Source organism: Mesorhizobium sp. LNHC232B00 (genome assembly GCF_000502435.1).
GTDB classification, from domain to species: Bacteria; Pseudomonadota; Alphaproteobacteria; order Rhizobiales; family Rhizobiaceae; genus Mesorhizobium; species Mesorhizobium opportunistum.
Map to the genome: position 1 here is coordinate 1 of NZ_AYWP01000037.1, position 24134 is coordinate 24134.

Here is a 24134-nt window from a genome sequence, read left to right on the forward strand (position 1 = left end):
GCGTTCGAGCGCCGCGGCAAAGGCATCGGCCAGCGCGTCCTCGGCGGCGGCTACGTCGCGCGTGCGCGCCGACAGCCAGGCGACCAGCTTGCCATAGCTTTGCCGGGCGGCCGCTTCCGCCGCCGCCCGGACGACCTCCGGACGACTGTCCATCACATCGCTATTTCCCGGCACATCGTCATTTCTTGGGCATGTAGTCGGCCATTTCCCAGATCGGCCGCAACTCGACCGTGCCGGTGCTGGCCGCCGGACAGCGCGCCGCCCATTCGATGGCGGTATCGATGTCGGCCGCCTCGATCATGTAGAAGCCGGCAAGCTGCTCCTTGGTGTCGGCATAGGGGCCATCGATGACGTTGGTCTTGCCGTCGGCGATCCGCACCGAGGTGGTTGCCTGGGTCGGACGCAACCTTTCGCCGGCCAGCCACGCACCGGACTTCTTCAACGCTTCGGTGTAGGCGGCATAGGCCGCGCTCATCTGTTGGGCCTTCTCGACCGGCGTGTTCGCCAGCGCGGCTTCGTCATTGTTGATCAAAAGCATGTATCGCATGGGTTTTCTCCCGTGGTTTGGAAGGCCGCGTCTTGCGGGGCCAGACGTATGTCGTGCGGTGTCGGCCGATTTCGACAGGTGCCGTGAAAATCTTTCGGCCGTGGCCGCGCCTAGCGCAAGCCGGAAGGTGTCGCCCATGCACTCAACCGTTCGTCTAATGGCTGCGATTGCCGGTTGGCATTTGCGGCTCGCTGTCTAAACTTGGCCCGGTTCGCACCGAGGAGGTGGTGCGGTCGATATTTTCAGGGAGGAGACCCGGATGTTCCATTTCAGGACGAAGTTCGTTGCGGCCGGCGCCATGGCGCTGTCGCTTGGCCTCGGCATTGCCGCGGCCAAGGCACAGGAATTCATCAATGTGCTGACCGGCGGCACGTCGGGCGTCTACTACCCGCTCGGCGTGGCGCTGTCGGAAATCTACAGCAAGGGCATCGAGGGCGCGCGCACGCAGGTGCAGGCGACGAAGGCCTCGGTCGAGAACCTCAACCTGCTGCAGCAGGGCAAGGGCGAGATCGCGTTTGCCCTCGGCGATTCCGTCAAGCTCGCCGCCGAAGGCAATGCCGAGGCCGGTTTCCCCGGCAAGCTCGACAAATTGCGCGGCATCGCCGCCATCTATCCCAACTACATCCAGATCGTCGCCAGCCAGGAGTCCGGCATCAAGACGCTTGCCGATCTCAAGGGCAAAAGCCTGTCGGTCGGCGCGCCGGCCTCCGGCACCGAGCTCAACGCCCGCGCCATCTTCGCCGCCGCCGGGCTGAAATACGAGGATCTCGGCCGGGTCGAATATTTGCCCTTCGCCGAATCCGTCGAACTGATCAAGAACCGCCAGCTCGACGCCACGCTGCAGTCGGCGGGGCTCGGCGTCGCCTCGATCCGCGACCTCGCCACCTCGGTGCCGATCAACGTCGTTGCCGTGCCGGCCGAGGACGTCGCCAAGATCGGCGCGCCCTATCTGTCGGTGGTCATTCCCAAGGGCACTTATGAAGGCCAGAGCGAGGATGTCGCCACCGCCGCCGTCGGCAATTTCCTCATCACCCGCGCCGATGTCTCCGACGAGACCGCCTACCAGATGACCAAGCAGATGTTCGATCATCTAGACCAGCTTGCCGCCGCGCACGCCGCCGCCAAGGGCATCGATCCGGCCAAGGCGCTCGACGGCATGCCGGTGCCGCTGCATCCGGGCGCGGAGCGGTATTACAAGGAGAAGGGGCTGGTGAAGTAGCAGGTTCGCTCGGCTTATCTGAGATGTCCTCGCTAAGCGCCCCCCTCTGCCCTGCCGGGCATCTCCCCCTCAAGGGGGGAGATTGGCCGTTGTTATGTTCTTCGCCAAACCTTGCAAAACCTGCGCCGACATCGATGCCGCTGATCTCCCCCCTCGAGGGGGAGATGCCCGGCAGGGCAGAGGGGGGCGCCTCGCGCTGCAGTTCGCTTGCTTGGGAGTGCGTCGGATGAGCGAACCAGCCGACGGCAAATCCTCCACCACCTTCCACCTTCCTGTCGCCGAAGAACAGGTCGAAGGCCTGCCGCCAGGGTTCGGCGACGGCATCGCCGGCAAGGCGGCGTTTGTCATCGCCGTCGCCTTTTCCGCTTTCCAGATCTACATCGCCGCCTATGGCGGCCTTCCTAGCCAGGTGGTGCGGGCCATGCATGTCGGCTTCCTGCTGCTGCTCGGCTTTGCCCTGATCGCCAATCTGCGCGCCAAAGGCATGGCCGCCAAAACAATGTTCTGGACGCTCGGCGTGCTCGGCTTCGGCACCGGCCTTTACAACTGGGTGTTTTATTCCGATCTCATCCGGCGCTCGGGCTTCCTGACCACGCCGGACCTGATCGTCGGCGCTGTGCTGGTGGTGCTGGTCTTCGAGGCGGCCAGGCGGCTGATGGGGTTGCCGCTCGCGACAATCGCCTTCATCTTGCTTGCCTATTGTTTCTTCGGCAACCATTTGCCGGCACCCTTCATCCATCGCGGCTACGACTTCGCCCAGCTCGTCGACACCTTCGCCTACGGCACGGAAGGCATCTACGGCACGCCGATCTACGTTTCGGCGGCCTATATCTTCATCTTCGTGGTCTTCGCCGCCTTTCTCGAACGCGCCGGCATGATCGCGCTGTTCAACGATTTCGCGCTCGGCCTCGTCGGTTCATGGCGCGGCGGCCCGGCGCAGGTCTGCGTTTTGTCGTCGGCGCTGATGGGCACGATTTCCGGTTCCGGCGTCGCCAATGTGGTGGCAAGCGGTCAGTTCACCATTCCGCTGATGAAGCGCTTCGGCTTCCGCCCGGCCTTCGCCGGCGCGGTCGAGGCGACGTCCTCGATGGGCGGCCAGATCATGCCGCCGGTGATGGGCGCCGTCGCCTTCATCATGGCCGAGACGCTGAACATTCCCTATGCCGACGTGGTCAAGGCGGCGATCATCCCGGCGCTGCTCTATTTCGGCGCCTGCTTCTGGCAGGTGCATCTGGAGGCCGGCAAGGCCGGCCTGCGCGGCATGGCCAAGGCGGACCTGCCCAACCCGTGGGACGCGGTGCGGCAGCACTGGCCGCTGGTGCTGCCGCTGGCCGCGCTGATCTATCTGTTGTTCGCCGGCTACACGCCGGTCTTCGCCGGCACGATGGGGCTGGCGCTGACCATCGTGCTCATCCTCGGCACGCCATTGGCGGCGGCGGTCGGGCCGCTCGCCTTCCGCATCGTCTTCTGGCTGGCGCTCGGGCTTGCCGCGGCCTCGTTCATGAAGTTCGGCGTCAACGTCCTAAGCCTCGTCATTGGCGCCCTGATCATCGCCTGCGCGACATTCAAGGGTGGGCGCGAAACGCTGCGGATCTGCGTCGATTCGCTTGCCGAAGGGGCGAAAAACGCACTGCCGGTCGGCATCGCCTGCGCCATCGTCGGCATCGTCATCGGCACGCTGACACTGACCGGCATCGCGTCGACCTTCATCGGCTGGATCATCTCGATCGGCGAGAACAACCTGTTCCTGTCGCTGGTGCTGACGATGCTGACCTGCCTGGTGCTCGGCATGGGCATCCCGACCATCCCCAACTACATCATCACCTCGTCGCTGGCCGGCCCGGCGCTGCTGTCGCTCGGCGTGCCGCTGGTGGTCAGCCACATGTTCGTCTTCTATTTCGGCATCATGGCCGATCTGACGCCGCCGGTGGCGCTGGCCGCCTTCGCGGCGGCGCCGATGGCCAAGGAGAGCGGCCTCAAGATCGGTATCCAGGCGACCAAGCTGGCGATCGCCGGCTTCGTGGTGCCGTTCATGGCTGTCTACACGCCGGCGCTGATGCTGCAGGACGCCGGGCCGATCGCCGCTGAGTTCGGCTATCCCGTCGAGGTCGCCTATATCGTCGTCAAGGCGTGCATGGGCATCGTGCTGTGGGGGGCGGCGGCCGTCGGCTTCCTCGCTACGCGCATGGCGTGGTGGGAACGGCTTGTCGCGTTCGCCGCCGGCGTGCTTCTGGTCGCGGCGCTGCCGCTCACCGACGAAACCGGCTGGGCGCTGTCGCTTGCCTGGATCGGCTGGCACTGCTGGCGGGCACGGCGGGCCAGGGCATGATCCCGAAAAGTGGAATCCGGTTTTCGGAAGAGATCATGCTCAAGCAAAGAAATAGCACCACATGAGCCTGTGCATCCTTGCCGCCGGCAAGACGGTGACGCTGGCGGTCGCCGCCTTCACGCTGTCGTGGACGCATTCGGTGGAACGGACACGATGGGAGGAAGACTGGAAGGTGACGCCGTCCGGCCTGCAAGTGGTCGAGGCGCGCATCAAGGGTTCGGGCGCCGGCATGGAGCCACCGGAGGGCGCGGTGCTGAAAGACGGCTGGTGGGCCTATGCACCGAAGGTCGGACCGCAGCGTCACGTCTCTCTCGCCGCCTCCGGCGCAACTGGCAACGGCTGGACACTGTGCACGGTTCAGGACTGCCGGGAACTCGGCAAGGAGGCCGGCGGCTCCATCGCGCTGGAGCCGTGCGCGGCGGATGGCACGAGCCAGCCGCGATAGCGTGTCAGGCGACGGCAATTGCGCGGCGCGATCGCCATTTAGCCAAGGAGCCGCCCGCGCAGTTCGGCGGATGGGACGTCGCAGCTGTCCTTCCTGCCGAACAGGGCGTAGCGATTCTTGGCGACGCGCTCGTAAAGCCAGTCGCGCAGCGGGCGCGGCAGCAGCAACAGCGCGTTGGCAGCTCGCCACGGCCAGCCGAGTTCCGCCATCACGGCGACAAAACTGTCGAGCCGCGTGAAGACGGCACCGTCGACAAGGACGAGATTGGTTTCGTAAGCGTCGGTGCGCAGCCCGTGCTTCCTGAACAGCGCTTCGCCGAAAGGCGACTGGGCGGTGGCGAAGCGGAAGCGGCTTTTGCGGTCGAGCCTGACCACCATGCGCACGAAGCCGGAGCAGAGCACGCAGACGCCGTCGAAGACGATCAGCTGACGGCTTGTACCTGACGGCTCAGAGGGACTGGACTTGGATCGCTGGACTTTGGGTCGATTGAACGGGGGCAGACTTGACTGGGGAAGATCGGTCACGCGGGCCTCGGCTGCTCGTGTCACGGGACACTAAGCCAGCCGCAGGCGAGATCAAAGACGCGGCGATGTCGCACGCCGCCCGTCACCCGAGGACCCGGTCACCCAGAACGGGGCGCTCGGCGCGATAGGTGGTGGCACGCGCGTTGGCACCGGGCCTGCAGATGCGGCTGTTGTGGCGGCTCTCGAACGTCATGGTCAGTGCGCGCCCAGCGACGTGCCGCGACGGGCGCAAGCCGGACCGGGACCGCGCATGTAGTAGCGCTCGGGCCGATAGGTCGGCGCGACGAATTCGCGGATGGCGGCGGCATAGCCGATGAGGTGAGTGAGGAAGTTCATTTACCCTGTCCCGATGTTCGGATGTCCCTTCCGAATTGCGAGAATGATAGCATCGAGGCGTGAATAGTCGGTGAACGTGATGTTAATTTCTGGTCGAAAACCCGTTGCTTCGTGGCCGGAATGCGGCTGATTCGGGGTGTTTCGGTGCCTTTTGTCGCCATTTCGCCCAGTGTGACTTTTGCATCACATATGTTTCGTTTGAATGTCGCCGGCGCGCGGTTCTGTTTCAATTTCCGCCGCGCCTGTGAAATTTCCGTTCTGGACGCTTCGATGCGGGCCTGACTCTCAAGGTGCTCGAACATCAAGCGATCAGGAAACTGGCAAGGAACTGGAGCGCGCGCCATCCGTTCTCACCTTCATCGGGTTCCTGAAGGGAGTTGTCATGGCGCCACGTCCTGCCTGGAGGGGCTATCTGAAGCTGTCGCTGGTCACCTGCGCCGTCGAACTGACCAATGTCGTCACCCACACCGAAAGGGTGTCTTTCCGCATCCTCAACCGCAAGACCGGCAATACGGTGAAGCGCATCTATGTCGACGCCGAGACCGGCGAGCCGCTTGGCGACGATGACGAGATCAAGGGTTATGAGCTCGACGACGGTGAATTCATCCATATCGAGGAAGACGAGATCGAGGCGGTGCAGATCGAATCCTCGCACACGATGAGCCTCGACGGTTTCGTCGACAAGGCCTCGATCCAGCAGGTCTATCTCGATACGCCCTATTATGTCGCGCCGGGCGACAAGGTGTCGGAAGAAGCGTTTGCCGTCATTCGCGACGCCATGGCGGGCAAGAAGATGGCCGGGCTGGCGCGCATCGTGCTCTATCGACGCGAACGGCCCGTGGTCATCGAGCCGCTCGGCAAGGGCATGGTGCTGACCACGCTGCGCTATGACAACACGGTGCGCCAGCCCGATACCGTGTTCGGCGAGATCGAGGCGGTGAAGACCGACCAGGAGATGACCGATCTTGCCGAACTCATCATCGACAAGAAGAAGGCGAAGTTCGACCCGTCGAAATTCGACGACAAATATGAGGACGCGCTGCTCGAGCTGATCCGCGCCAAGAAGGCCGGCCACAAGGCGCCGAAGGCAAAGGCCGCGCCAAAACCTTCCAATGTCATCAACCTGTTCGACGCGTTGAAGAAGAGCTTGTCGGACTCCGGGTCATCGAAAGCGTCTTCGTCGGCGAAACCCAAGCCGGCAGCCAAACGCGCCAAGCCGAAAACGGCCGCGCCCAAACGCAAATCGGCCTGAGGTCCAGAGAAGCCTGAGGACAAGGGAAGCTTGAGGACCAGGGAAGCTTGAGGACCAGGGAATAATGGCCGGACTCGAACAGTATCATTCCAAGCGCGACTTCAAGAAGACGTCCGAACCGGCCGGCAAGGTCGCGCGCGGCAAGAAGGGCGAGGTCGGTGGCGGTCTCTTCGTAATCCAGAAGCATGCGGCGACCAGGCTGCATTACGATTTCCGTCTCGAGCATGACGGGGTGCTGTGGAGCTGGGCGGTGACGCGCGGCCCGAGCCTCGATCCGCATGAAAAGCGGCTCGCCGTCCACGTCGAGGACCACCCGATCGACTATGCCGGGTTCGAAGGCACCATTCCCAAGGGCGAATATGGCGGCGGCTCTGTCATCGTCTGGGACGAGGGGACATGGGTTCCCGAGACCGACCCGGCCAAGGCGATGAAGAAGGGCCATATCAACTTCGAGCTCAAGGGCCATAAGTTGCATGGCTCATGGCATCTGGTGCGGCTGAGGCCGCGCCCGGGGGAGAAGCGCGACAACTGGCTGCTGATCAAGTCGGACGATGCGGCGGCGCGTCCGGGCGAGGATATCCTCGAAGAGGCACCACAATCGGTGAAGTCGGGCCTGACGATCGAGGAGGTGGGCGCGGGCAAGGCCGCCAGGGGCGAGAAACCGAAAGTCTGGCATTCCAACAGGCCGGCCGCCAGCAAGGCGAAGGCCGCGGGCCGGAAACTCGACTTTGTCGAACCGCAGCTTGCCACGCTGGAACGGGAGGCTCCGTCGGGCGAGGACTGGCTGCACGAGGTGAAGTTCGACGGCTATCGCATACAGGCACAGATCGCCGGCACGGAGGTGCGGCTCTTGACCCGCGCCGGCCTCGACTGGACGGAGAAATTCGGCGGCGAGATCGTTGCCGAACTCGCTCGCCTGAAGTGCAGCGACGCCATCATCGACGGCGAGGTCGTCGTGCTGGCCGACAGCGGCGTTTCGTCCTTTTCATTGCTGCAGCAGGATCTGTCGGCGAAGCGGACAAACCGCTTCATCTACTATGTCTTCGACCTGATGCGCCTCGACGGCAAGGACCTGCGCCGCGAGCCGCTGGTCGAGCGCAAGCAAGCCCTGCAGGAACTGCTCGGCAAGCCATCCGAGAACGCGGCGGTGCGTTTCTCCGATCATTTCACCGAGCCCGGCAAGATCATGCTGGAGCATGCCTGCCGCATGGGACTGGAGGGCGTCGTCTCCAAACGCGCCGACGCGCCCTATCGCAGCGGGCGCGGTCCTAGCTGGGTGAAGTCGAAATGCACGGCGCGGCAGGAATTCGTCATCGGCGGCTATTTGCCGTCGGACAAGACCGGGCGCGGGCTGCGCTCGCTGCTGGTCGGTTATTACGAGGGCGGCAGCCTACACTATGCCGGCCGCGTCGGCACCGGCTTCTCCACCAGGAGCGCCAACGATCTGAAGAAGAAACTCGATGGGCTGAAGGCGAATACCTCGCCTTTCGACGCAGCCGTGCCCAAGGGCAAGGGGCTGGTCTGGGTCAAACCCGAGCTTGTCGGCGAAGTGGAGTTCCGCAGCTGGACATCGGACCGTATAATACGCCATGCCTCGTTCCAGGGGCTGCGCGAGGACAAGCCGGCGGAGGAAGTCGTGCAGGAAAAGCCCAGGGCGGCGACGGCAAAGGAACCAGGGGGCAAGGGATCAGGGGGCGAAGAACCAGGAGGCAAGAGCTCAGCCAGGGCGAAATCCGCGCCCAGCGGCGCCGGCAAACCTGCCGGGGCGATGACAACCACGGTAAAACTCTCCCATCCCGACAAGCTGCTGTGGCCCGAGGAAAAAATCTCCAAGCAGGGCCTGCTTGATCACTACGCGCAGGTTTGGCCAAGCATGGAGCGCTTCGTGATCAACCGGCCGCTAAGCCTGGTGCGGGCGCCCGATGGCGTCGGCGGCCAGCGCTTCTTCCAGAAGCACGCCTCGGCCGGGATGAGCGACAAGATAGCCCGGATGAAGGACCCGACGGACGGCGAGGAGATCCTGTTCATCCGGGATTTCGACGGCATCGCCGCACTGGTCCAGTACGGCGTCGTCGAAGTTCATATCTGGGGCTCTACCGTCGACGAGATCGAGAAGCCCGACCAGATCATCTTCGATCTCGATCCCGACGAAGGCGTCGACGTCAAGAAGGTGCGCGAGGCGGCGCTCGACATCAGGGGCAAGCTCGACGAGCTGTCGCTGCCGAATTTCGTCAAGACATCGGGCGGCAAGGGTTATCATGTCCTGGTGCCGCTGAAGCCCTCGGCGGACTGGGACGAGGTCAAGAATTTCGCCCATGATTTCGCCAGGGCGCTCGAGCAGGCCGCCCCTGACCGTTATACGGCGACACTGTCGAAAAAGGCGCGCACCGGGAAAATCTTCGTCGACTATCTGCGCAATGGCAGGGGCGCCACAACAGTCGCGCCCTATTCCTCGCGCGCCAAGAAGGGCGCCACCGTGTCGATGCCGGTGACCTGGGCCGAAATCGAGGCCGGACTGGCGCCCAACGCCTTCCCGATCGGCGACAAGACGACGGCGAAGCAGTTGAAGGAAGCCGACCCGTGGAAGGATTTTTTCAAGAGGGGGAAGGTGTTGAAGCGGGGGTGATCCATCCGCAATTTGCAACCGTTGCGATCCTTGGCGCCCCCCTCTGGCCTGCCGGCCATCTCCCCCTCAAGGGGGGAGATTACGCGCTCAAGCGCTTTCGCCAACTATCGACGCTTAAAGGTGAGCGAGACAATGAAGCCGCCAATCTCCCCCCTTGAGGGGGAGATGCCCGGCAGGGCAGAGAGGGGCGCTGTCCCGCCAACGACTGCCGGAGTAGCGCCGCTGAGCCATCAGCTCAAAAACACCCTCTCGAACGCCTGCTTTCCCGGCGGCGAAAACACCACCGCGCGGCTGTCCTTCTCGCGGCGGGCCCATTTCTCGGCAAGGATCTTGTCCAAGATAGCGGCGCCCAGCGTGCCGGCGAGGTGGGAGCGGCGCACGCTCCAGTCGAGGCAGGCGCGGCAGACCGGGCGGCGCGGCTTGGCGCCGACATCGATGCCTATTGCCGCGAAATGCGATGCGGCCGACGGCCCGAGCCTGATTTCCTTGTCGTCACGCTGCAGGATATCTTTTTCGACCAGACGATCGAGCATCGCCACGGCCTGCTCGCCGGCGAGGTGATCGTAGCAGACGCGGGCCACGCGCATGGCGCCGTCGCGCGGGCCCGGCCGCACGCGCTTCGGGCCGACGGCCTCGGCGACCCCGGTGATGGCCTCGATCATGCCGGCCACCTGCGGCCCGGCGAGGCCGTAATAGCGATGGCGGCCCTGGCTGGCCAGGGTCAGCAGGCCACCCTCCATCAGTTTCGACAGATGCGAGGAAGCGGTCGGCAACGAGACACCGGCTTCCAGCGCCAGTTCGCTGGCGGTCAGCGCGGTGCCGCCCATCAGCGCGTTCAGCATGTTGGCACGGGCCGGATCGCCGACCAGGCTGGCGATGCGGGCAATGTCGGGTCCTTCACGCATAGTTCGTTCCTCATCGAAGCATTCTCGTCAGATAAGCATTATTCTCCGATCAGCTCAAGGAGGCGGCGAAGCACGCCACGACGGCTCCTGACACGAAACGGCCTAGCACACTCAAGTGCGCGACGTTTCGACCGGGCTCGAACTATTGATGCAACGATCCGAGGAGACGACCATGACCATCACCTGCTTCATCCGCTATGAGATCGACCCGTTCGGCAAGGCTGCCTTCGAGGAGTATGCCCGCAACTGGGGCCAGGCCATTCCGCGCTGCGGCGCCGACCTGATCGGCTATTTCGCGCCGCATGAGGGCTCGGCCACGACCGCGTACGCCGCCTACAACATTGAAAGCCTGGCGGCCTACGAAGCCTATCGCGCCCGGCTTGCGGCTGATCCCGCCGGCAAGGCAAACTACGCGTTCGCCAAGCGTGAACGATTCATCCTCAAGGAGGACCGCATGTTCCTGAAACTGGCTTCCGGCCCGCACGCCAAGCTGGTGTTGCCGTGATCGCGGTCATCTTCGAGGTCGAGCCGGCGGAGGGCAAACGCGATGTCTATCTCGGCATCGCCGCCAAGCTGCGTCCGCTGCTCGATGGCATCGATGGGTTCATCTCGATCGAGCGTTTCCAGAGTTTGGCCGACCCCGACCGCATCCTGTCGCTGTCGTTCTGGCGCGACGAGGAAGCGGTGAAGGCCTGGCGCAATACGGAAGAACACCGGCAGGCCCAGAAGGCTGGCCGAGGCGGCATCTTTGCCGGCTATCGGCTGCGCATCGCGCATGTGGTGCGGGACTATGGGCTGACGGAAAGGGACGAGGCGCCGGTCGATAGCCGGGCGGTGAATGGGTAGCGGTTTTTCCTTCCCCCTTGTGGGGAAGGTGGCCGCGCGAAGCGCGGTCGGATGAGGGATGCTCCAGCTTGGCGATACTCTTCATCCAGATCGTAGGCCTAAATCGCCGACGTCTCACTCCGCTGGAACACCCCTCATCCGTCTCGGCGCTATGCGCCGATCCACCTTCCCCCACAAGGGGGGAAGGGAGAAAGTCGCTCAGGCATTCCCGATCAGCACGCCCGCGGCGAACACCAGCGCGCCGCCCAGCACCACCTGGAAGGCAGCGCGCAGGAAAGGCGTCTGCATGTAGCGGTTCTGGACGAAGGCAATGGCCCATAGCTCGAAGAACACCACCACGGCGGCAACGCCGGTCGCCGTCCAGAAATGCGGGATGAGATAGGGCAACGCGTGGCCGAGGCCGCCTGCGGCCGTCATGACGCCGGTCGTGACGCCGCGCTTTATCGGTGAGCCGCGTCCCGAGAGCTTGCCGTCGTCGGAGGCGACTTCGGTGAAACCCATGGAGATGCCGGCGCCGATCGAGGCGGCAAGTCCGACCAGGAAGGTCTGCCAGGTGTCATGTGTGGCAAAAGCGGCGGCGAAGATCGGCGCCAGCGTCGACACAGAGCCGTCCATCAGGCCGGCAAGGCCCGGCTGCACATAGGTGAGGATGAATTGGCGCTGCTCGGCCGCCGCTTCTTCGTCCTTCACTTCGCCAGGCACGTGCTTCTGCTCCAATTGGTGAGCCAGCGTCTCGTGGCCTTGCTCGACCGCCGCCAGATGGTCGAGCAGTTTGCGCGTCGAAGCGTCGGTGGTGCGCTTTGCCGCCTCGACATAAAACAGGTAGGCTTGCCGCTCCATCACCTCGGCCTGGCTGCGCACATTTTCGATCCCGAGCGGCCGGACAAGCCAGTCGGGCTTGCGCTCGTAATAGCCTTTCACATGCTCGCGCCGGATCAGCGGAATGCGCTCGCCGAAACGCTTGCGATGAAGCTCGATCAGCGCATCGCGATGACCGTCCTCCTCATGCGCCATCTCCTCGAACATCTTCGCCGATTGCGGATACTTATCCGCCAGCCCATCGGCATAGGCCCGGTAGATGCGCCCGTCGTCCTCCTCGGATGAAATGGCCAGAGCCAGGATCTCCTGTTCGGACAGCGAGTCGAAGGGACGGCGGCCGAAGCCGAAAACGCGGGAAAGCATGAGGAAATCACCCTAGTTTAGAATGGTTCTAAACTAGGGTTTGACGGACCCCGGGTCAATCGCGCGCTTGCTCACGGCTCAAGAATTGTTGAAGCCGGCGCCGGAACGTGCCCTTCATTATTGGCAAAGGTTAACCTATATAATTGAACCCAAGACAAGGATGAGGATCAACGCATGACGAAGCCGCACGCAGAGCATTTCGACCCAAAGCCCGTTCTCGATCTCATTGCCAGCATCGAGGCCGACCTGCAGCGCCTGAAGGGCCTGGTCGAGCAGCAGGTCGAGAAGTTCGACCCCGCCAATCCGCACAACAAGGCCCCGGACGGCAAGCTGACCGAGGAAGGCGTCGAGTGCTGCTACCGCATGTTCGACGAGGGCAAGTCGCGCTATTCGGTCGCCCAGCAGATGAAAATCTCCTTCGCCGCCGCCACCCACCGCTTCAACAACTGGCGCAAGCTGGGCGGGACCAAGAGGCAGCGGACGCTGTTGGGATGAAATTGCGATAGGTTGGCTGGACAGCGCCCCCCTCTGGCCTGCCGGCCATCTCCCCCTCAAGTGGGGAGATCGACGGTTGTCTTTGCTTTCGCCAATCTCCAACGCAGGAGAAGAAACGCCGCGCATGAAACAGCCAATCTCCCCCCTTGAGGGGGAGATGTCCGGCAGGACAGAGGGGGGGGTGTGCCGGCCGCAACGCTGGCGACATTTTGTACCTCGTCATAATCGCCAAATTTTGTAACGGTCACATCTTTTCGTTGGCGTCGCGCCGGCCTTTGCGTGCACCATGAAGGTGCCACATCTCGCAGGATCCGTCATGACCACCCTTCCCGGCATCGCCGACATCCACGCCGCCGCGGCCCGGCTCTCCGGCTTGATCGTCGAAACGCCATTGATCGAATCACAGGAACTGAACAAACGCTTCGGCGCGCGCATCCTGTTCAAGCCGGAGACGCTGCAGCGCACCGGTTCGTTCAAATTCCGCGGCGCCTACAACAAGCTGTCGTCGCTGAGCGAGGCGGAACGCAGTCGGGGCGTCGTTGCCTTCTCCTCGGGCAACCATGCGCAAGGCGTCGCCGCTTCGGCCGCCATGTTCGGCGTCAAGGCGGTCATCGCCATGCCCGCCGACGCGCCGGCGATGAAGGTCGGCAATGTCCGCAAGATGGGCGCGGAGGTGGTGCCGTTCGACCGTTTTCGCGATGATCGCATGGCTGTGGTCCGCCCTTACATCGAGAAGGGCATGGTGCTGGTGCCGCCCTTCGACGATCCAGCCATCATCGCCGGCCAGGGTACGATCGGCCTCGAACTGATGCGCCAGGCGAGAGCGCTTGGCATCGGCCTCGACGCGGTGACCGTTCCCTGCGGCGGCGGCGGCCTGTCGAGCGGCATCTCCGTCGCCGTCAAGGATGCCTCGCCCGATACCGCCGTCTGGGCGGTCGAGCCCGAGCATTTCGACGACACGCGCCGCTCGCTGGCCGCCGATACCAGGGTTTCGAATGAGCCGGGCCATGACTCCATCTGCGACGCGCTGCTGACCGCCGAACCCGGCGTGATCACCTTCGAGATCAACCGCCGGAACCTCGCTGGGGCCATCGCCGTCTCGGACCAGGCGGCGGCGCAGGCGATGCGTGACGCCATGGCCTATCTCAAGCTGGTGGTCGAACCCGGCGGCTGCGTCGCGCTGGCGGCGCTGTCGTCGGGCGAGATCGAGCTTTCGGGCAAGAATATCGCCGTGGTGCTGTCCGGCGGCAATGTCGATTTCGGGACGTATGCCGGGATCATGGCGGCGGCGTAGGGTGGCGGCGCTCCACGCGGAAGCGTCGCGCTTGAGCACCCCCCTCTGTCCCGCCGACTTCAAAACTTCCCGATATCGCGGCCCCTAATCCAGCGTGCGCCTGAATCGCACCAGTGCGACGCCGGCAAACAAAGCGACGAAGACCACCAGCCAGCCGATCTCGGTTGCCACCGCCGGCAGTTGCGCACCCTTCAGCATCACCGCGCGGGTGATGCGCAGGAAATGCGTCAGCGGGAAGATCTCGCCGAAGGTCTGCGCCCAATCCGGCATGCCGCGATAGGGGAACATGAAGCCCGACAGCATGATCGACGGCAGGAAGAAGAAGAAGGTGAGCTGCAGGGCCTGCATCTGCGTGCGCGCGATGGTCGAGATCGTATAGCCGAGCAGCACCAGCGACAGCACGAACACCAGCACCGCCGACAAAAGCAGCGACATCGACCCGGTGAAGGGGATGGCGAACAGAAGCTTCGCCGCCGCCAGCACCACCACCACCTGCACGGCGCCGACCGCCAGATAGGGCAGCACCTTGCCCATCATGATCTCGAGCGGGCTCGACGGCATGGCGAGCAGGTTCTCCATCGTGCCGCGCTCGGTCTCGCGTGTCAGCGCGATCGAGGTCATCATCACCATGGTCATCTGCAGGATGACGCCGAGCAGGCCGGGCACGATGTTGTATTGCGAGATGCCTTCGGGATTGTAGCGCCGGTGCACCACGACATCGAGCTGCCCCCTGGCGGCCTCGGCGGCGGCTTCCTGCATGCCTTGGGCCCTGAGCAAGGCCTGGCTGGCGACGGTGCCGAGCGTGGAGATGGCGCCGCTGGCGACCGCGGGATCGGTGGCGTCGGCCTCGATCAGGATCTGCGGATTGTCGCCACGCTCGACCCGCTTGGCGAAGTCGGCCGGGATGGTGACGACGAAGGCGACATCGCCGCGCGCCATCAGGAACTCGGCCTCCTCGGCGCTTTGCGCGACATGATCGAAGCGGTAATAGCCGGTGGTCTGCAGCGCCGCGACAATGGCGCGCGTGTAGGGGTCGCTGCTGGTCGCCACCAGTGCGGCAGGCAGGCTCTTCGGATCGTTGTTGATGGCGTAGCCGAACAGCACGAGCTGTATCAGCGGCACGCCAAGCATCATGGCGAAGGTGATGCGGTCGCGCCGCATCTGGATGAATTCCTTGATGAGCAGCGCGCCGAGCCTGGCGAAGGAGAAGATGCCGTTCATGCCATATTGTCCTTCGACCCGGACATGAACTGGATGAAGACGTCCTCCAGGCTGGTTTCCCCCGGCGCCACCGTCACGCCCTTGTGCTCTTTCTCGACATCGGCAAGTGCTGCTTCGAGCGTCTTTTTGTCGGAGCCGACGACATGCAGCGTGGCGCCGAACGGCGCCACCTGGTCGACGCCGGGGCGGCCTTGCAGCGCTTCGGCCACCTGATCGAGTTGCGGACCCTGCAGCACGAAGGTGGTCAACCCGGCATTCCTGACCACCTCGGCCACGGTGCCGGTGGCCAGCATCTTGCCGTAGGAGATGTAGCTGATGCGGTGACAGCGCTCAGCCTCGTCCATGTAGTGGGTGGAGACCAGCACGGTGAGCCCACCGCTGGCGAGGCGATGGATCTCGTCCCAGAATTCGCGCCGCGCCTTCGGGTCGACGCCGGCCGTCGGCTCGTCGAGCAAAAGCAGTTTCGGCTTGTGCATGATGCAGGCGGCCAGCGCCAGCCGCTGCTTCCAGCCGCCCGACAAGGTGCCGGCCAGCTGGTTGCGGCGTGTGGCGAGGCCGAGTTCTTCCAGCGTCCTGGCGACATGCTCCTCGACCGGCTTCAGCCGGTAGAGCCGCGCCACGAATTCGAGATTCTCGCCGATTGTCAAATCCTCGTAGAAGGAGAATTTCTGCGTCATGTAGCCGACTTCGCGTTTGATCCTGAGCGAGTCGGTGCGGATGTTGAAACCCAGCACCGTGCCTTCGCCCTCGTCCGGCGTCAGCAGACCGCACATGATGCGGATGGTGGTGGTCTTGCCCGACCCGTTGGGGCCGAGGAAGCCGACGATCTCGCCTTCCGCGACCGACATCGTCACGTGGTCGACGACGGTCTTGTCGCCGAAGCGCTTTACCAGGCCATGAACGTCGATGACATTCATTTTGCCGTTTCCGCAAGGTCGACATCGACTATCTGGCCGGGCTGCAGCGGACCCGCATCGCCCTCCGGCCGCGCCTCCACGAGGTAGACCAGCTTCTGCCGGTTCTCCAGGGAATAGATCACGGGCGGGGTGAATTCGGGATCGGGCGAGACGTAGCTGACGCGCGCCCTCACGTCCGCGCCGCAGCCGTCGCAATGCACGCTGAGCAGGCTGCCGATTTTGACCGAGGAGAAGGCGGCCTCCGGTATATAGACGCTGAGCTTCACCGCCCCGTCGGGCAGCACCGAAATCACCGGCGCGGTCGGACCCGCCGTGTCGCCGGGATTGCGGATGACGTCGTTGACGCGGCCCGGCGATGGCGCCGCCAATATGCGCTTGGACAGCCGCCACTCGGCCTGGTCGAGCGCGGCCTGCGCTTGGCCGACCTGATTGTCGGCGGCCTTGATCGTCTCGGCGCGCGCCGGCAGGCCGCCGACGGCGAGATTGGCCTGCGCCTGGCCGACCTGCGCGTTGGCGGTTTCCAACGTCGCCGAGGCGGTGTCGTAGTCCGCCTGCGTGCCGGTACCGCGCTTGAACAGGTCGGCGGCGCGGTCGTATTTGCGCTTGGCGTCGTCGGCCTGCGCCTTGGCCATGTCGACCTGGGCCTTGAGCGCGGCGATTTCTTCCGGCCGCTTGCCGACCTGGAGGTCGGCGAGTTGCGCCTGCGCCTGGGCGAGGCTTGCCTTAGCTTGCGCCACCGCGATCTTGGCATCGGCGCTTTCCAGCGTCACCACCGTCGCGCCTGACGTGACGCGATCGCCGCGCTTGACAGTGACGGTCTCGACCTGCGCCACCTCGATCGGCGCCAGCAGCACATAGTCGCCTTCGACATAGCCGACGGCCAGCGGCGGCGCCGGGGCGCAGGCACCGAAAAGCTGCACGGCGAGCGGCAGCGAACATAGAAAACTCATGGTCTTTGCCCCTTCATTTCTGCCTCTTCCTGGCGGCCAGTATGGCGCTGAGATTGTCGGTCGTGACCGCCACGACCTTTGCCGCCTCAGCGCTGCCGATGTCATGCCAGCCCATGCGGCGCATCACCGCCTCGCGGCCGATGCGGAAATAGATGACCTGGCCGATCAGCGTGAACACGGTGAGCCGGGTCCGTTCGCTTTCGGCCGGCTCGCCGGTCGCCTGCTCCCAGATCAGGCACAGCCGGCGATGCGTCGGCTCGAAGACGCCATCATAGATGCGGTCGAGCGCAGCGGTGGGATGCGACAGCTCGCGCAGCACGAATTGCACGATTTCGCCGGCCTCCGGCTGCGCCACGATGAAGCCGACCATCCGCTCCAGCGCCGCGAAGAGCTGCGCCCTCGCCGCCTCGGGATCGGGTGGAGCCGCGGCCTGGCTGTTGCCCAGCGCCTGGCCGGCAACGGTCTGGATGGTCTCGACGATGAAGTCGGCGGCGGCGGCGCGAAGGCCTTCCTTGCCGCCGAAATGGTAGGCGATCGAACCTATATTGGCCTGCGCCTCCGCCGCGATCTCGCGTGTCGAGGTGCCGTCAAAGCCCTGCCGCCCGAACAGTTTCAGCGCAGCGCGGACGAGCGCGGCACGCGTCAACTCCGCCGGCGGCGTGTCGCGGCGTGGATTCTTGGCGTCGGGCGTTTTGATCATGATCCATTCTTTAATCAATCGATTGATTAAAGTCAACTTGAGTGCGTGGCTGTCTTGCCATCGCCTGCGGCAACCGCTTTAGTGCGCGGCCATGGGCAAGGAAGTCGAGCGCAAGTTCCTGGTCTCCAGCACCGCATGGCGGAACCTGGTCGAGGCGGATATCCGCATTCGCCAGTTCTATCTTGCCGCCGCGCCCGGCCGGACGGTGCGTATCCGCATCAGCGACGGCGTGTCCGCCAAGTTGACGCTCAAATTCGGCAGCAAGGCGCGCGAGCGCGACGAATACGAGTATCCGGTGCCTCTTGCCGAGGCCGAGGAGATGCTGGCCTTCGCTCTAGGACGTGTCATAGAGAAGACACGCCACCATGTTAGGCATCGCGGCTATCTCTATGAAGTCGACGTCTTTGGCGGCGCGCTGGCAGGACTTGTGGTGGCCGAACTCGAGACGCCGGAAGACGTGCCGGACGAAATGCTGCCAGACTGGCTCGGCCGTGAAGTCACCGGCGAGCAGAAATTCTACAACGCGTCGCTCGCCCTCGGGGGGATTCCGGAGATCGCCGCATGAGTTTTCGTATCGACCCGCGCCTGCCGCTGACCGGCGAGGTCAGACGCATCCTTGCCGAGGAGATTGGCAAGGCACTGCTGCATCTGGACGCGGCGCAGAGCCGGCCGGAACAGGGACTGCACAAATGCCGCAAGCGGCTGAAGAGCGCGCGTGCCTTGCTACGCCTGGTTCGTTCCGGAGACGAAACTTTCTGCACGACCGAGAACCAGTGCTATCGCAATGTGGCGGCGCTGCTTGCCGGCCCGCGTGAAGCAACGGCGCTGATCGAAACCATCAACCGGCTGGCGGCAGGTTTTCCCAAGGAGAGCGCCGATGGCGGGCTCGATGCCGTGCGCGACAGGCTGGTCGCCCGCCAGCATGATCTGCATGAAGGCGCCGGCCTCCAGGCGGCAATCGGCGCGGCGACCGCCGCTTGCCAGGACGGCATGAAGCGGATCGAAAGCCTTGCCTTGCCCGACCAGCCGGAACAGGCCGCCGACGTGCTCGCCGAAGGCGCCCGCGTCACCCTGCGCCGTGCCAGGAAGGCGCTCGACAAGGCCGGCGCGCGCGGCGAGGCCGACGATTTCCACGATTTGCGCAAGGCGGCCAAGACGCACGGCATGCACCTGTCGCTGCTCGGCCGGCTTTGGCCGACGCCGATCAAGGCGCGGCGCAAGGCCGTCGACGAACTGGGCGAGCGGCTTGGCGAACTGCATGACGTGTTCGTCATGCGCGCGCTGCTCGAGGCCGACGACCAGCCGCTTGGGCCGCACGCGGATACGAAGCTTCTTGGCAAGCTGCTGAAGCGGTCGGAAAAAAGCCTGAGGAAATCCTGTCTTGCCGAGGCCGCCGACCTGTTCGGCGACAGCCCCAGGCACGCGACGAAAAGACTGGCCCGCAAGGCGCGCGACGATCTGGCCGGCCCGCAGGAAGACGCCAGCGCATCGGCCGGCTAACCGCGGCTGGTGTCCGCACGCCAGCCTGTGTTAATCACGCTCTGCTATGACCGCGCCGGCCGACACGCTTCTCGACCGCCTTGGCCGCTGGCTTGCCGGCCGGCTGCAGGAAGAATCCTCGGGCTATGAGCCCTACACGCCATCCGATGCCGAAACGCTGCGCCGCACGCTGGAGCCCGGCGACATCCTGCTGGTCGAGGGCAACCAGAGGATCTCGGCGGCGATCAAGTACCTTACCCAGTCGACATGGTCGCATGCGGCCTTTTATGTCGGCGATGCCTTGCCCAAGCCGGAAGACGGAGCGGAGCGGCCGCGGCTTATCGAGGTCACCATGGGCGAAGGCTGCGTCGCCGTGCCATTGTCGCGCTACCGCACCTACAACACCCGCATTTGCCGGGCGAGCGGCCTGGCGCCGGAGGACCGCGACATGGTCGTCGCCTTCATGGTCGGCAAGCTTGGCCTGAAATACGACCTCAAGAATATCTTCGACATGCTGCGCTTTTTCCTGCCGACGCCGCCGGTGCCTGTGCGCTGGCGCCGCCGCATGCTGGCCTTCGGCTCGGGCGACCCGACGCGCGCCATCTGCTCGACGCTGATTGCCGAGGCCTATGGCCAGATCCGCTATCCGATCCTGCCCGAGATCACCCGCGCGCCCGGCCGCGCCTCGGCGCAGTCGAGCTATTCGCGCAAGGAAATCCTGCACATCCGCCACCACTCGCTGTACACGCCGCGCGACTTCGACCTGTCGCCCTATTTCCGCATCGTCAAGCCGACCCTGGAATATGGCTTCGACTACCGGGCCGTGACCTGGGACGACAAGGCTGCGGACGCGGAGACGAAGGCCGCAGAATAATCCTTTCAAGCCGGAAGCGGGCGCCGCCCTTTTGCGGCGGACTGCTCTCGCGCACTGGCATCGCGCGGATGCGGGCCGATCGGCATGATCGCCGGAAACGGCGTCGCCCCGAAGGCGAACGTCCATTTGTAACCGGTGAGCCCGTCCTCGGGCGTGGTGTGCTGGTCGTGATGGGCAAGCAGCCTGGCGCGGTCGGCCAATTCCTCGGCTTCGCGCCGCACCATCTCGGCGGTCTCCGGCCGCATCCGTCTGGAGAAGCTGACGAAGGTCGCCTCCTTCTCGATGTGCGTGATGGCCCAGCCGATGAAGTTCTTGTTGGTCATCTCGAACAGCGGCCTGAGCGGCCCCTCGAAATTCCACTGGATCGGCGTCTCGACCAGCAGCCTCGCCGTGAGTCCCCGCCCGAGTGCGACAAGGCCGAGTTCCTCGAGATCGCGCAGATAGAGGAACATCGAGGCCTCGCTCAGGCCTTGCGAGCGCATGATGCCTTGCGGCGTGAATTTTTCCGACAGCATGACGAAGATGAACAGCAGCGCCGGCCGGCCGGCGAGCCTGCGCTCGATCTCGGGCGCGATGTGGTTGACCGGCCCCGGCCCCCGGTTCATCGAGCCGAGCACGTTTTCCAGCTCGACGCCGGCAGCCGCGCAGATCTCGACCAGCCGGTCGAGCTTGCAGTTCTTCTCATGGAAGATGCGCTTCACGGTCGGCTCGGAAACGCCCATGCGCTCGGCGAGCTCGCGATAGGTGACGCCCTTCGCCTTCAGCGTGCGCTTCAGCGCCTCGAAGATCAGACCGTTCATGGGATGCACCTCTTGCCGGGAGTCTCGTATCGATATTCGATACTAGCGGCAATGTGGCTTCCCGAGACGTATCGAAAATCATAGCTGTCCGCCATCATCACAGGAGACCAGCCATGAACCGCCTCATCATTTCCGCCTTTGCCGCCACCATCGGCATCGCCGCCACACCGGCTGCCCAGGCCGGCGAGCTCTGGCGCGCCAAGGGGCTCGAACAGCCGGAATCGGCGCTGTTCGACGCCGCCAACAACCGCATCATCGTTTCCAACATCGTCGGCAACCCCGGCGATGCCGACGGCAATGGCTATCTCAGCGTGCTGTCCCCGGACGGCAAGACGGTGGCCCAGCACTGGAGCGACGGCATGGACGCGCCCAAGGGCATGGCGATATCGGGCGGCAAGCTCTATGTCGCCGACATCACCAAAATCCGCGTCGTCGACCTCGCCAGCGGCAGGCTGGTCGCCAGCATCGCCGTGCCGAATGCCGTCTTCCTCAACGACATGACATCGGATCATACGGGCAAGGTCTATGTCACCGACATGCTGGCCGACACGATCTACCGCATCGACGGCGACAGGCCCGAGCTGTTCACTGGGGATCCGATGCTGGCCTCGCCCAACGGCGTGTTCGCCGATGGCAACCGGCTGATCGTCGCCTCCTGGGGCAAGGGCATCAAGCCCGACTTCAGCACCGCGGAGCCGGGCGGGCTGCTGGCCGTGGACCTCGCCAGCCGGGCGGTGTCGCCGTTGCCTGGCGCGCAGGAATTCGCCGACCTCGACGGCGTCGTCGCCATCGGCGACACCATCTATGCCACCGCCTACATGACCGGCACGCTCTACCGATACAGGGCCGACGGTGCGCCGGAAGCAGTGGCGCATTTCAAGCCGGGCAGCGCCGACATCGGCACCGACGGCAAGTCGATCCTCTACGTGCCGTTGATGAACGAGGGCGAGGTCGCTGCATTGAAGCTCGATTGAGCACCGGCGCGTCGGGGCCATCCCGCGCCATCCCGCGCGACTTTCGCTAACAGTCGTGAGATGGACCGTGGTAGGACGGTCCATCGACAACGACAGTCAGGGAGGTTTGGCATGGATGGACCCCCCTGAGAATCCGGCCGCCATGACCTCCTACCGCCCGATCGCCCGTTCGGAATTGCCTGACGATACAGCCGCTCTCGCCCGTTATCTTATCGGCAAGCTGGTGGTGCGGGAATTGACCGAAGGCGTGGCCAGCGGCCGCATCGTCGAGACCGAGGCGTATGTCGTCGGCGATGCCGCCGGGCATGGCTACCGGGGCATGACCCCGCGCAACCGTTCGCTGTTCCTCGAGCCGGGGCACGCCTATGTCTATCTCGCCTATGGTGTGTCATACATGCTGAACGTCTCGAGCGGGATGGAAGGCATCGGCACCGGCGTTCTGATCAGGGCTCTCGAGCCGCTCGAAGGCATCGCGATCATGCGACGGAACCGCAGTGTCGAGCGCCTGCGCGATTTGGCGCGCGGACCGGGACGGCTGGCGATGGCGCTGCGGATCGATCGTTCGCTCGACGGGCTCGATCTTTGCCGGAAGGGCCCGCTATGGCTCGCAAGCGATAATCACGCACCCGGCGACATCGGACAGGGCATCAGGATCGGCATTTCGAAGGATGCCGACCGGCTGCTGCGGTTTTATGTCAGGGGCAACCCATTCGTCAGCGGTCCAAGGTCGCTCAATCGATAAGGACGCGGCCGCTCTCTTCCTCCTGATGGAAGTTGGAAGCGAAGAGACTTCCCCGCCAATTGCACTCGGCGCGTGTCTTCTGGTCGATACCGGCCAAGGCCGATTCGGCATGTATCCGCGCGGCAGCGATCATCGGCCGGACCCCTTTTCCATTTTTCTGATACTTCCCGGAAATTGCAGGCTAGGGTGTTTTGGTTTGGGCAGGGGTAATGCGATTGACCATTTTCAGGGCGTTGATGACGTCGGCATGCCTGGTGTCGACAATTTTCATGCTGACGGGATGCGGGCACGTGATCAACCGATTGATCTGACGCACAGCCGAGGCGCTCGGTCAGACCCCATCAGGCATCGTCGCTCACCACCTTGCGCCGCTGCAGAAGCCGCGCCACCAACCAGCACAGCATCGCCCAGGCGAAGCCCGCGCACCAGCCCGCCAGCACATCCGACGGCCAGTGGACGCCGAGATAGATGCGGCTGACGCCGACCAGCACCGCCGTCAGCACAGCGAGCGACAGAACGTAGATCTTGGTCGCCCGGCCATGCAGGAAGCGCGCCGCCAGTGAACCGAGCGTGAGGTAGGTCACTGCCGACAGCATCGCATGGCCGCTTGGAAAAGAGAGTGACGTCTCGTTGACCAGATGCGAAACGAGTTCGGGCCGGGGCCGGTCGACGCCGACTTTCAACAGGCTCGACAGAAGCTGGCCGCCGGCCACGGCGACGAAGATGAGAAGTGCGGTTCCCGGCCTGCGGATCAACAGCAGATAGATGATCGTCGCCGTCGTGATCAGCACCAGCACGCTGGTGCTGCCGAGGCTGGTGATGTCGCGCATTGCCCCTTCCAGCCATGGCGGGCCGAGCGGAACGCCGGGCTGCCCCGCCTGGCGGAAGGCAAGCAGGATCTCGGTGTCGAAGGCATGCGGCTCGGTTGTCCGCGCCAGTTCCATCAGTTCCACGAAGCCCCATAGCCCGCCGGCGATAACCAGGCCGGCCAGCAGGACCGGGAATTCGATCCGGTTGAGCAAGGTGGTGGCGGTGTCTTTCATCGGACCGGTACCGCAGCCGTCATCTCTATCATCGTCCTTGCAGATAGGGCCCGAGCGTGATCAGCGCCACTGCGGCGATCGCCAGCATGATGCCGGTCGCCTGCAGTGCGTTGACGCGCTCGCCGAAGAACACCAGCGCCACGACGTTGACAGAGACCAGCTGGATGACCGCCGAGAGGCTGAACGACACCGACATGCCGAATTCGCGGATCAGCCGCAGCATGATCAGATTGCCCAGCGAATAGAGCGCGAGTGTCAGAAGGATCTTGCCCAGGCTCGGCGCCAATCCCCATTGCTTGGCCGCGGTCGCCGCCAGAAGGAAGATGACCGTAGAAAAGCCAAGCTGCAGCAATCCCGAAAAACTCAACGTCCCCTCCCCTAGAAGCGGCGCCCGCCGCGTGTGCCGCGGCCCTTGTTTCCGAAGCGCGCCGGGA

The 24134-nt window shown here is 64.5% G+C and carries 27 protein-coding genes and 1 pseudogene; 14 read left to right on the plus strand and 14 right to left on the minus strand.

Annotation, left to right across the window (positions count from 1 at the left end; translation table 11 throughout):
- Together X743_RS1000000173725 and X743_RS141310 are read right to left on the minus strand one after the other, a co-directional pair.
- Nucleotides 1-153: pseudogene (locus X743_RS1000000173725) on the minus strand (RNA polymerase subunit sigma-70); the annotation flags it as partial.
- Between the two features lie 25 nt (nt 154-178).
- A complete protein-coding gene (locus tag X743_RS141310; protein ID WP_013892042.1) occupies nt 179-547 on the minus strand; it encodes a YciI family protein in 369 nt (122 codons plus the stop codon).
- Between the two features lie 259 nt (nt 548-806).
- On the opposite strand from X743_RS141310, the gene X743_RS141305 reads away from it, so the two are divergent.
- From X743_RS141305 to X743_RS141295, 3 genes are all read left to right on the plus strand, one after another.
- Nucleotides 807-1766, plus strand: coding sequence for a TAXI family TRAP transporter solute-binding subunit (locus X743_RS141305; protein ID WP_013892043.1), 960 nt, complete (start codon nt 807-809; stop codon nt 1764-1766).
- Nucleotides 1767-1992: 226 nt separating this feature from the next.
- Nucleotides 1993-4095 (plus strand): TRAP transporter permease, encoded by a 2103-nt coding sequence (locus tag X743_RS141300; RefSeq protein ID WP_023768705.1) that lies wholly within the window; start codon nt 1993-1995, stop codon nt 4093-4095.
- 61 nt (nt 4096-4156) lie between these two features.
- The gene (locus X743_RS141295) at nt 4157-4540 is read left to right on the plus strand and encodes a DUF1850 domain-containing protein (RefSeq protein ID WP_023768706.1); all 384 of its coding nucleotides are present in this window, start codon (nt 4157-4159) and stop codon (nt 4538-4540) included.
- A gap of 38 nt (nt 4541-4578) precedes the next feature.
- Here the strand turns inward: X743_RS141295 and X743_RS0137295 are convergent, their stop codons facing one another.
- From X743_RS0137295 to X743_RS1000000172480, 3 genes are all read right to left on the minus strand, one after another.
- On the minus strand, nt 4579-4965 hold the full coding sequence (locus X743_RS0137295; RefSeq protein ID WP_051508631.1) for a DCC1-like thiol-disulfide oxidoreductase family protein: 387 nt from the start codon (nt 4963-4965) through the stop codon (nt 4579-4581).
- 294 nt (nt 4966-5259) lie between these two features.
- On the minus strand, nt 5260-5400 hold the full coding sequence (locus X743_RS1000000171445; RefSeq protein ID WP_013892047.1) for a hypothetical protein: 141 nt from the start codon (nt 5398-5400) through the stop codon (nt 5260-5262).
- Nucleotides 5397-5744, minus strand: a complete 348-nt coding sequence (locus X743_RS1000000172480; protein WP_156934539.1) for a hypothetical protein — start codon at nt 5742-5744, stop codon at nt 5397-5399. The genes X743_RS1000000171445 and X743_RS1000000172480 overlap by 4 nt, the downstream gene beginning before the upstream one ends.
- A 38-nt stretch (nt 5745-5782) precedes the next feature.
- Here X743_RS1000000172480 and X743_RS141290 point away from each other — a divergent pair, with 38 nt between their 5' ends.
- Nucleotides 5783-6652, plus strand: coding sequence for a Ku protein (locus X743_RS141290; protein WP_023768709.1), 870 nt, complete (start codon nt 5783-5785; stop codon nt 6650-6652).
- A gap of 64 nt (nt 6653-6716) precedes the next feature.
- Nucleotides 6717-9278: a DNA ligase D gene (gene ligD, locus X743_RS141285; RefSeq protein WP_023768710.1), complete on the plus strand. Its 2562-nt coding sequence runs from the start codon at nt 6717-6719 to the stop codon at nt 9276-9278.
- Between the two features lie 230 nt (nt 9279-9508).
- Here the strand turns inward: ligD and X743_RS141280 are convergent, their stop codons facing one another.
- A complete protein-coding gene (locus X743_RS141280; protein WP_023768711.1) occupies nt 9509-10183 on the minus strand; it encodes a winged helix-turn-helix domain-containing protein in 675 nt (224 codons plus the stop codon).
- 172 nt (nt 10184-10355) lie between these two features.
- Between X743_RS141280 and X743_RS141275 the strand changes: the two genes are divergently transcribed.
- On the plus strand, nt 10356-10688 hold the full coding sequence (locus tag X743_RS141275; protein ID WP_031258607.1) for an NIPSNAP family protein: 333 nt from the start codon (nt 10356-10358) through the stop codon (nt 10686-10688).
- A complete protein-coding gene (locus X743_RS141270) occupies nt 10685-11029 on the plus strand; it encodes an antibiotic biosynthesis monooxygenase (protein ID WP_023768713.1) in 345 nt (114 codons plus the stop codon). Before X743_RS141275 ends, X743_RS141270 begins: the two co-directional genes overlap by 4 nt.
- A gap of 198 nt (nt 11030-11227) precedes the next feature.
- On the opposite strand, the gene mbfA is transcribed toward X743_RS141270, so the two are convergent.
- Entirely contained in the window at nt 11228-12211 is a 984-nt protein-coding gene (gene mbfA / locus X743_RS141265; protein ID WP_023768714.1) for an iron exporter MbfA, read from the minus strand.
- Between the two features lie 174 nt (nt 12212-12385).
- Here mbfA and X743_RS141260 point away from each other — a divergent pair, with 174 nt between their 5' ends.
- Both X743_RS141260 and X743_RS141255 read left to right on the plus strand, forming a co-directional pair.
- Complete coding sequence (locus X743_RS141260; RefSeq protein WP_013892054.1) at nt 12386-12706, plus strand: hypothetical protein; 321 nt, start codon at nt 12386-12388, stop codon at nt 12704-12706.
- Nucleotides 12707-13022: 316 nt separating this feature from the next.
- On the plus strand, nt 13023-14000 hold the full coding sequence (locus tag X743_RS141255) for a threonine/serine dehydratase (RefSeq protein WP_031258608.1): 978 nt from the start codon (nt 13023-13025) through the stop codon (nt 13998-14000).
- Between the two features lie 84 nt (nt 14001-14084).
- On the opposite strand, the gene X743_RS141250 is transcribed toward X743_RS141255, so the two are convergent.
- From X743_RS141250 to X743_RS141235, 4 genes are read right to left on the minus strand one after another with little or no spacing between them, the layout of a single operon-like run.
- Nucleotides 14085-15221 carry an ABC transporter permease gene (locus X743_RS141250; RefSeq protein ID WP_023768716.1) on the minus strand — a complete coding sequence of 379 codons (1137 nt, stop codon included), beginning with the start codon at nt 15219-15221 and terminating at the stop codon, nt 14085-14087.
- The gene (locus X743_RS141245) at nt 15218-16138 is read right to left on the minus strand and encodes an ABC transporter ATP-binding protein (protein ID WP_023768717.1); all 921 of its coding nucleotides are present in this window, start codon (nt 16136-16138) and stop codon (nt 15218-15220) included. The genes X743_RS141250 and X743_RS141245 overlap by 4 nt, the downstream gene beginning before the upstream one ends.
- On the minus strand, nt 16135-17088 hold the full coding sequence (locus tag X743_RS141240; RefSeq protein ID WP_023768718.1) for an HlyD family efflux transporter periplasmic adaptor subunit: 954 nt from the start codon (nt 17086-17088) through the stop codon (nt 16135-16137). Before X743_RS141240 ends, X743_RS141245 begins: the two co-directional genes overlap by 4 nt.
- Nucleotides 17089-17101: 13 nt before the next feature.
- Nucleotides 17102-17788, minus strand: coding sequence for a CerR family C-terminal domain-containing protein (locus X743_RS141235; protein WP_023768719.1), 687 nt, complete (start codon nt 17786-17788; stop codon nt 17102-17104).
- Between the two features lie 91 nt (nt 17789-17879).
- Between X743_RS141235 and X743_RS141230 the strand changes: the two genes are divergently transcribed.
- Genes X743_RS141230 through X743_RS141220 form a run of 3 tightly spaced genes read left to right on the plus strand, consistent with a single transcriptional unit; the run spans nt 17880 to nt 20141 of the window.
- Complete coding sequence (locus X743_RS141230) at nt 17880-18353, plus strand: CYTH domain-containing protein (RefSeq protein WP_013892060.1); 474 nt, start codon at nt 17880-17882, stop codon at nt 18351-18353.
- On the plus strand, nt 18350-19288 hold the full coding sequence (locus X743_RS141225; RefSeq protein ID WP_023768720.1) for a CHAD domain-containing protein: 939 nt from the start codon (nt 18350-18352) through the stop codon (nt 19286-19288). Before X743_RS141230 ends, X743_RS141225 begins: the two co-directional genes overlap by 4 nt.
- A 46-nt stretch (nt 19289-19334) precedes the next feature.
- The gene (locus X743_RS141220) at nt 19335-20141 is read left to right on the plus strand and encodes a hypothetical protein (RefSeq protein ID WP_023768721.1); all 807 of its coding nucleotides are present in this window, start codon (nt 19335-19337) and stop codon (nt 20139-20141) included.
- Nucleotides 20142-20146: 5 nt separating this feature from the next.
- Here the strand turns inward: X743_RS141220 and X743_RS141215 are convergent, their stop codons facing one another.
- On the minus strand, nt 20147-20941 hold the full coding sequence (locus tag X743_RS141215; protein WP_023768722.1) for a helix-turn-helix transcriptional regulator: 795 nt from the start codon (nt 20939-20941) through the stop codon (nt 20147-20149).
- 113 nt (nt 20942-21054) lie between these two features.
- On the opposite strand from X743_RS141215, the gene X743_RS141210 reads away from it, so the two are divergent.
- Complete coding sequence (locus tag X743_RS141210; RefSeq protein WP_023768723.1) at nt 21055-21915, plus strand: ATP/GTP-binding protein; 861 nt, start codon at nt 21055-21057, stop codon at nt 21913-21915.
- 115 nt (nt 21916-22030) lie between these two features.
- Entirely contained in the window at nt 22031-22657 is a 627-nt protein-coding gene (locus tag X743_RS141205; RefSeq protein ID WP_245264331.1) for a DNA-3-methyladenine glycosylase, read from the plus strand.
- Between the two features lie 341 nt (nt 22658-22998).
- Here X743_RS141205 and X743_RS141200 read toward each other — a convergent pair whose 3' ends face one another.
- Nucleotides 22999-23700, minus strand: coding sequence for a phosphatase PAP2 family protein (locus tag X743_RS141200; protein ID WP_023768727.1), 702 nt, complete (start codon nt 23698-23700; stop codon nt 22999-23001).
- A 28-nt stretch (nt 23701-23728) separates the two neighbouring features.
- Nucleotides 23729-24067, minus strand: coding sequence for a hypothetical protein (locus X743_RS141195; RefSeq protein ID WP_010912538.1), 339 nt, complete (start codon nt 24065-24067; stop codon nt 23729-23731).
- Between the last annotated feature and the right edge of the window lie 67 nt (nt 24068-24134).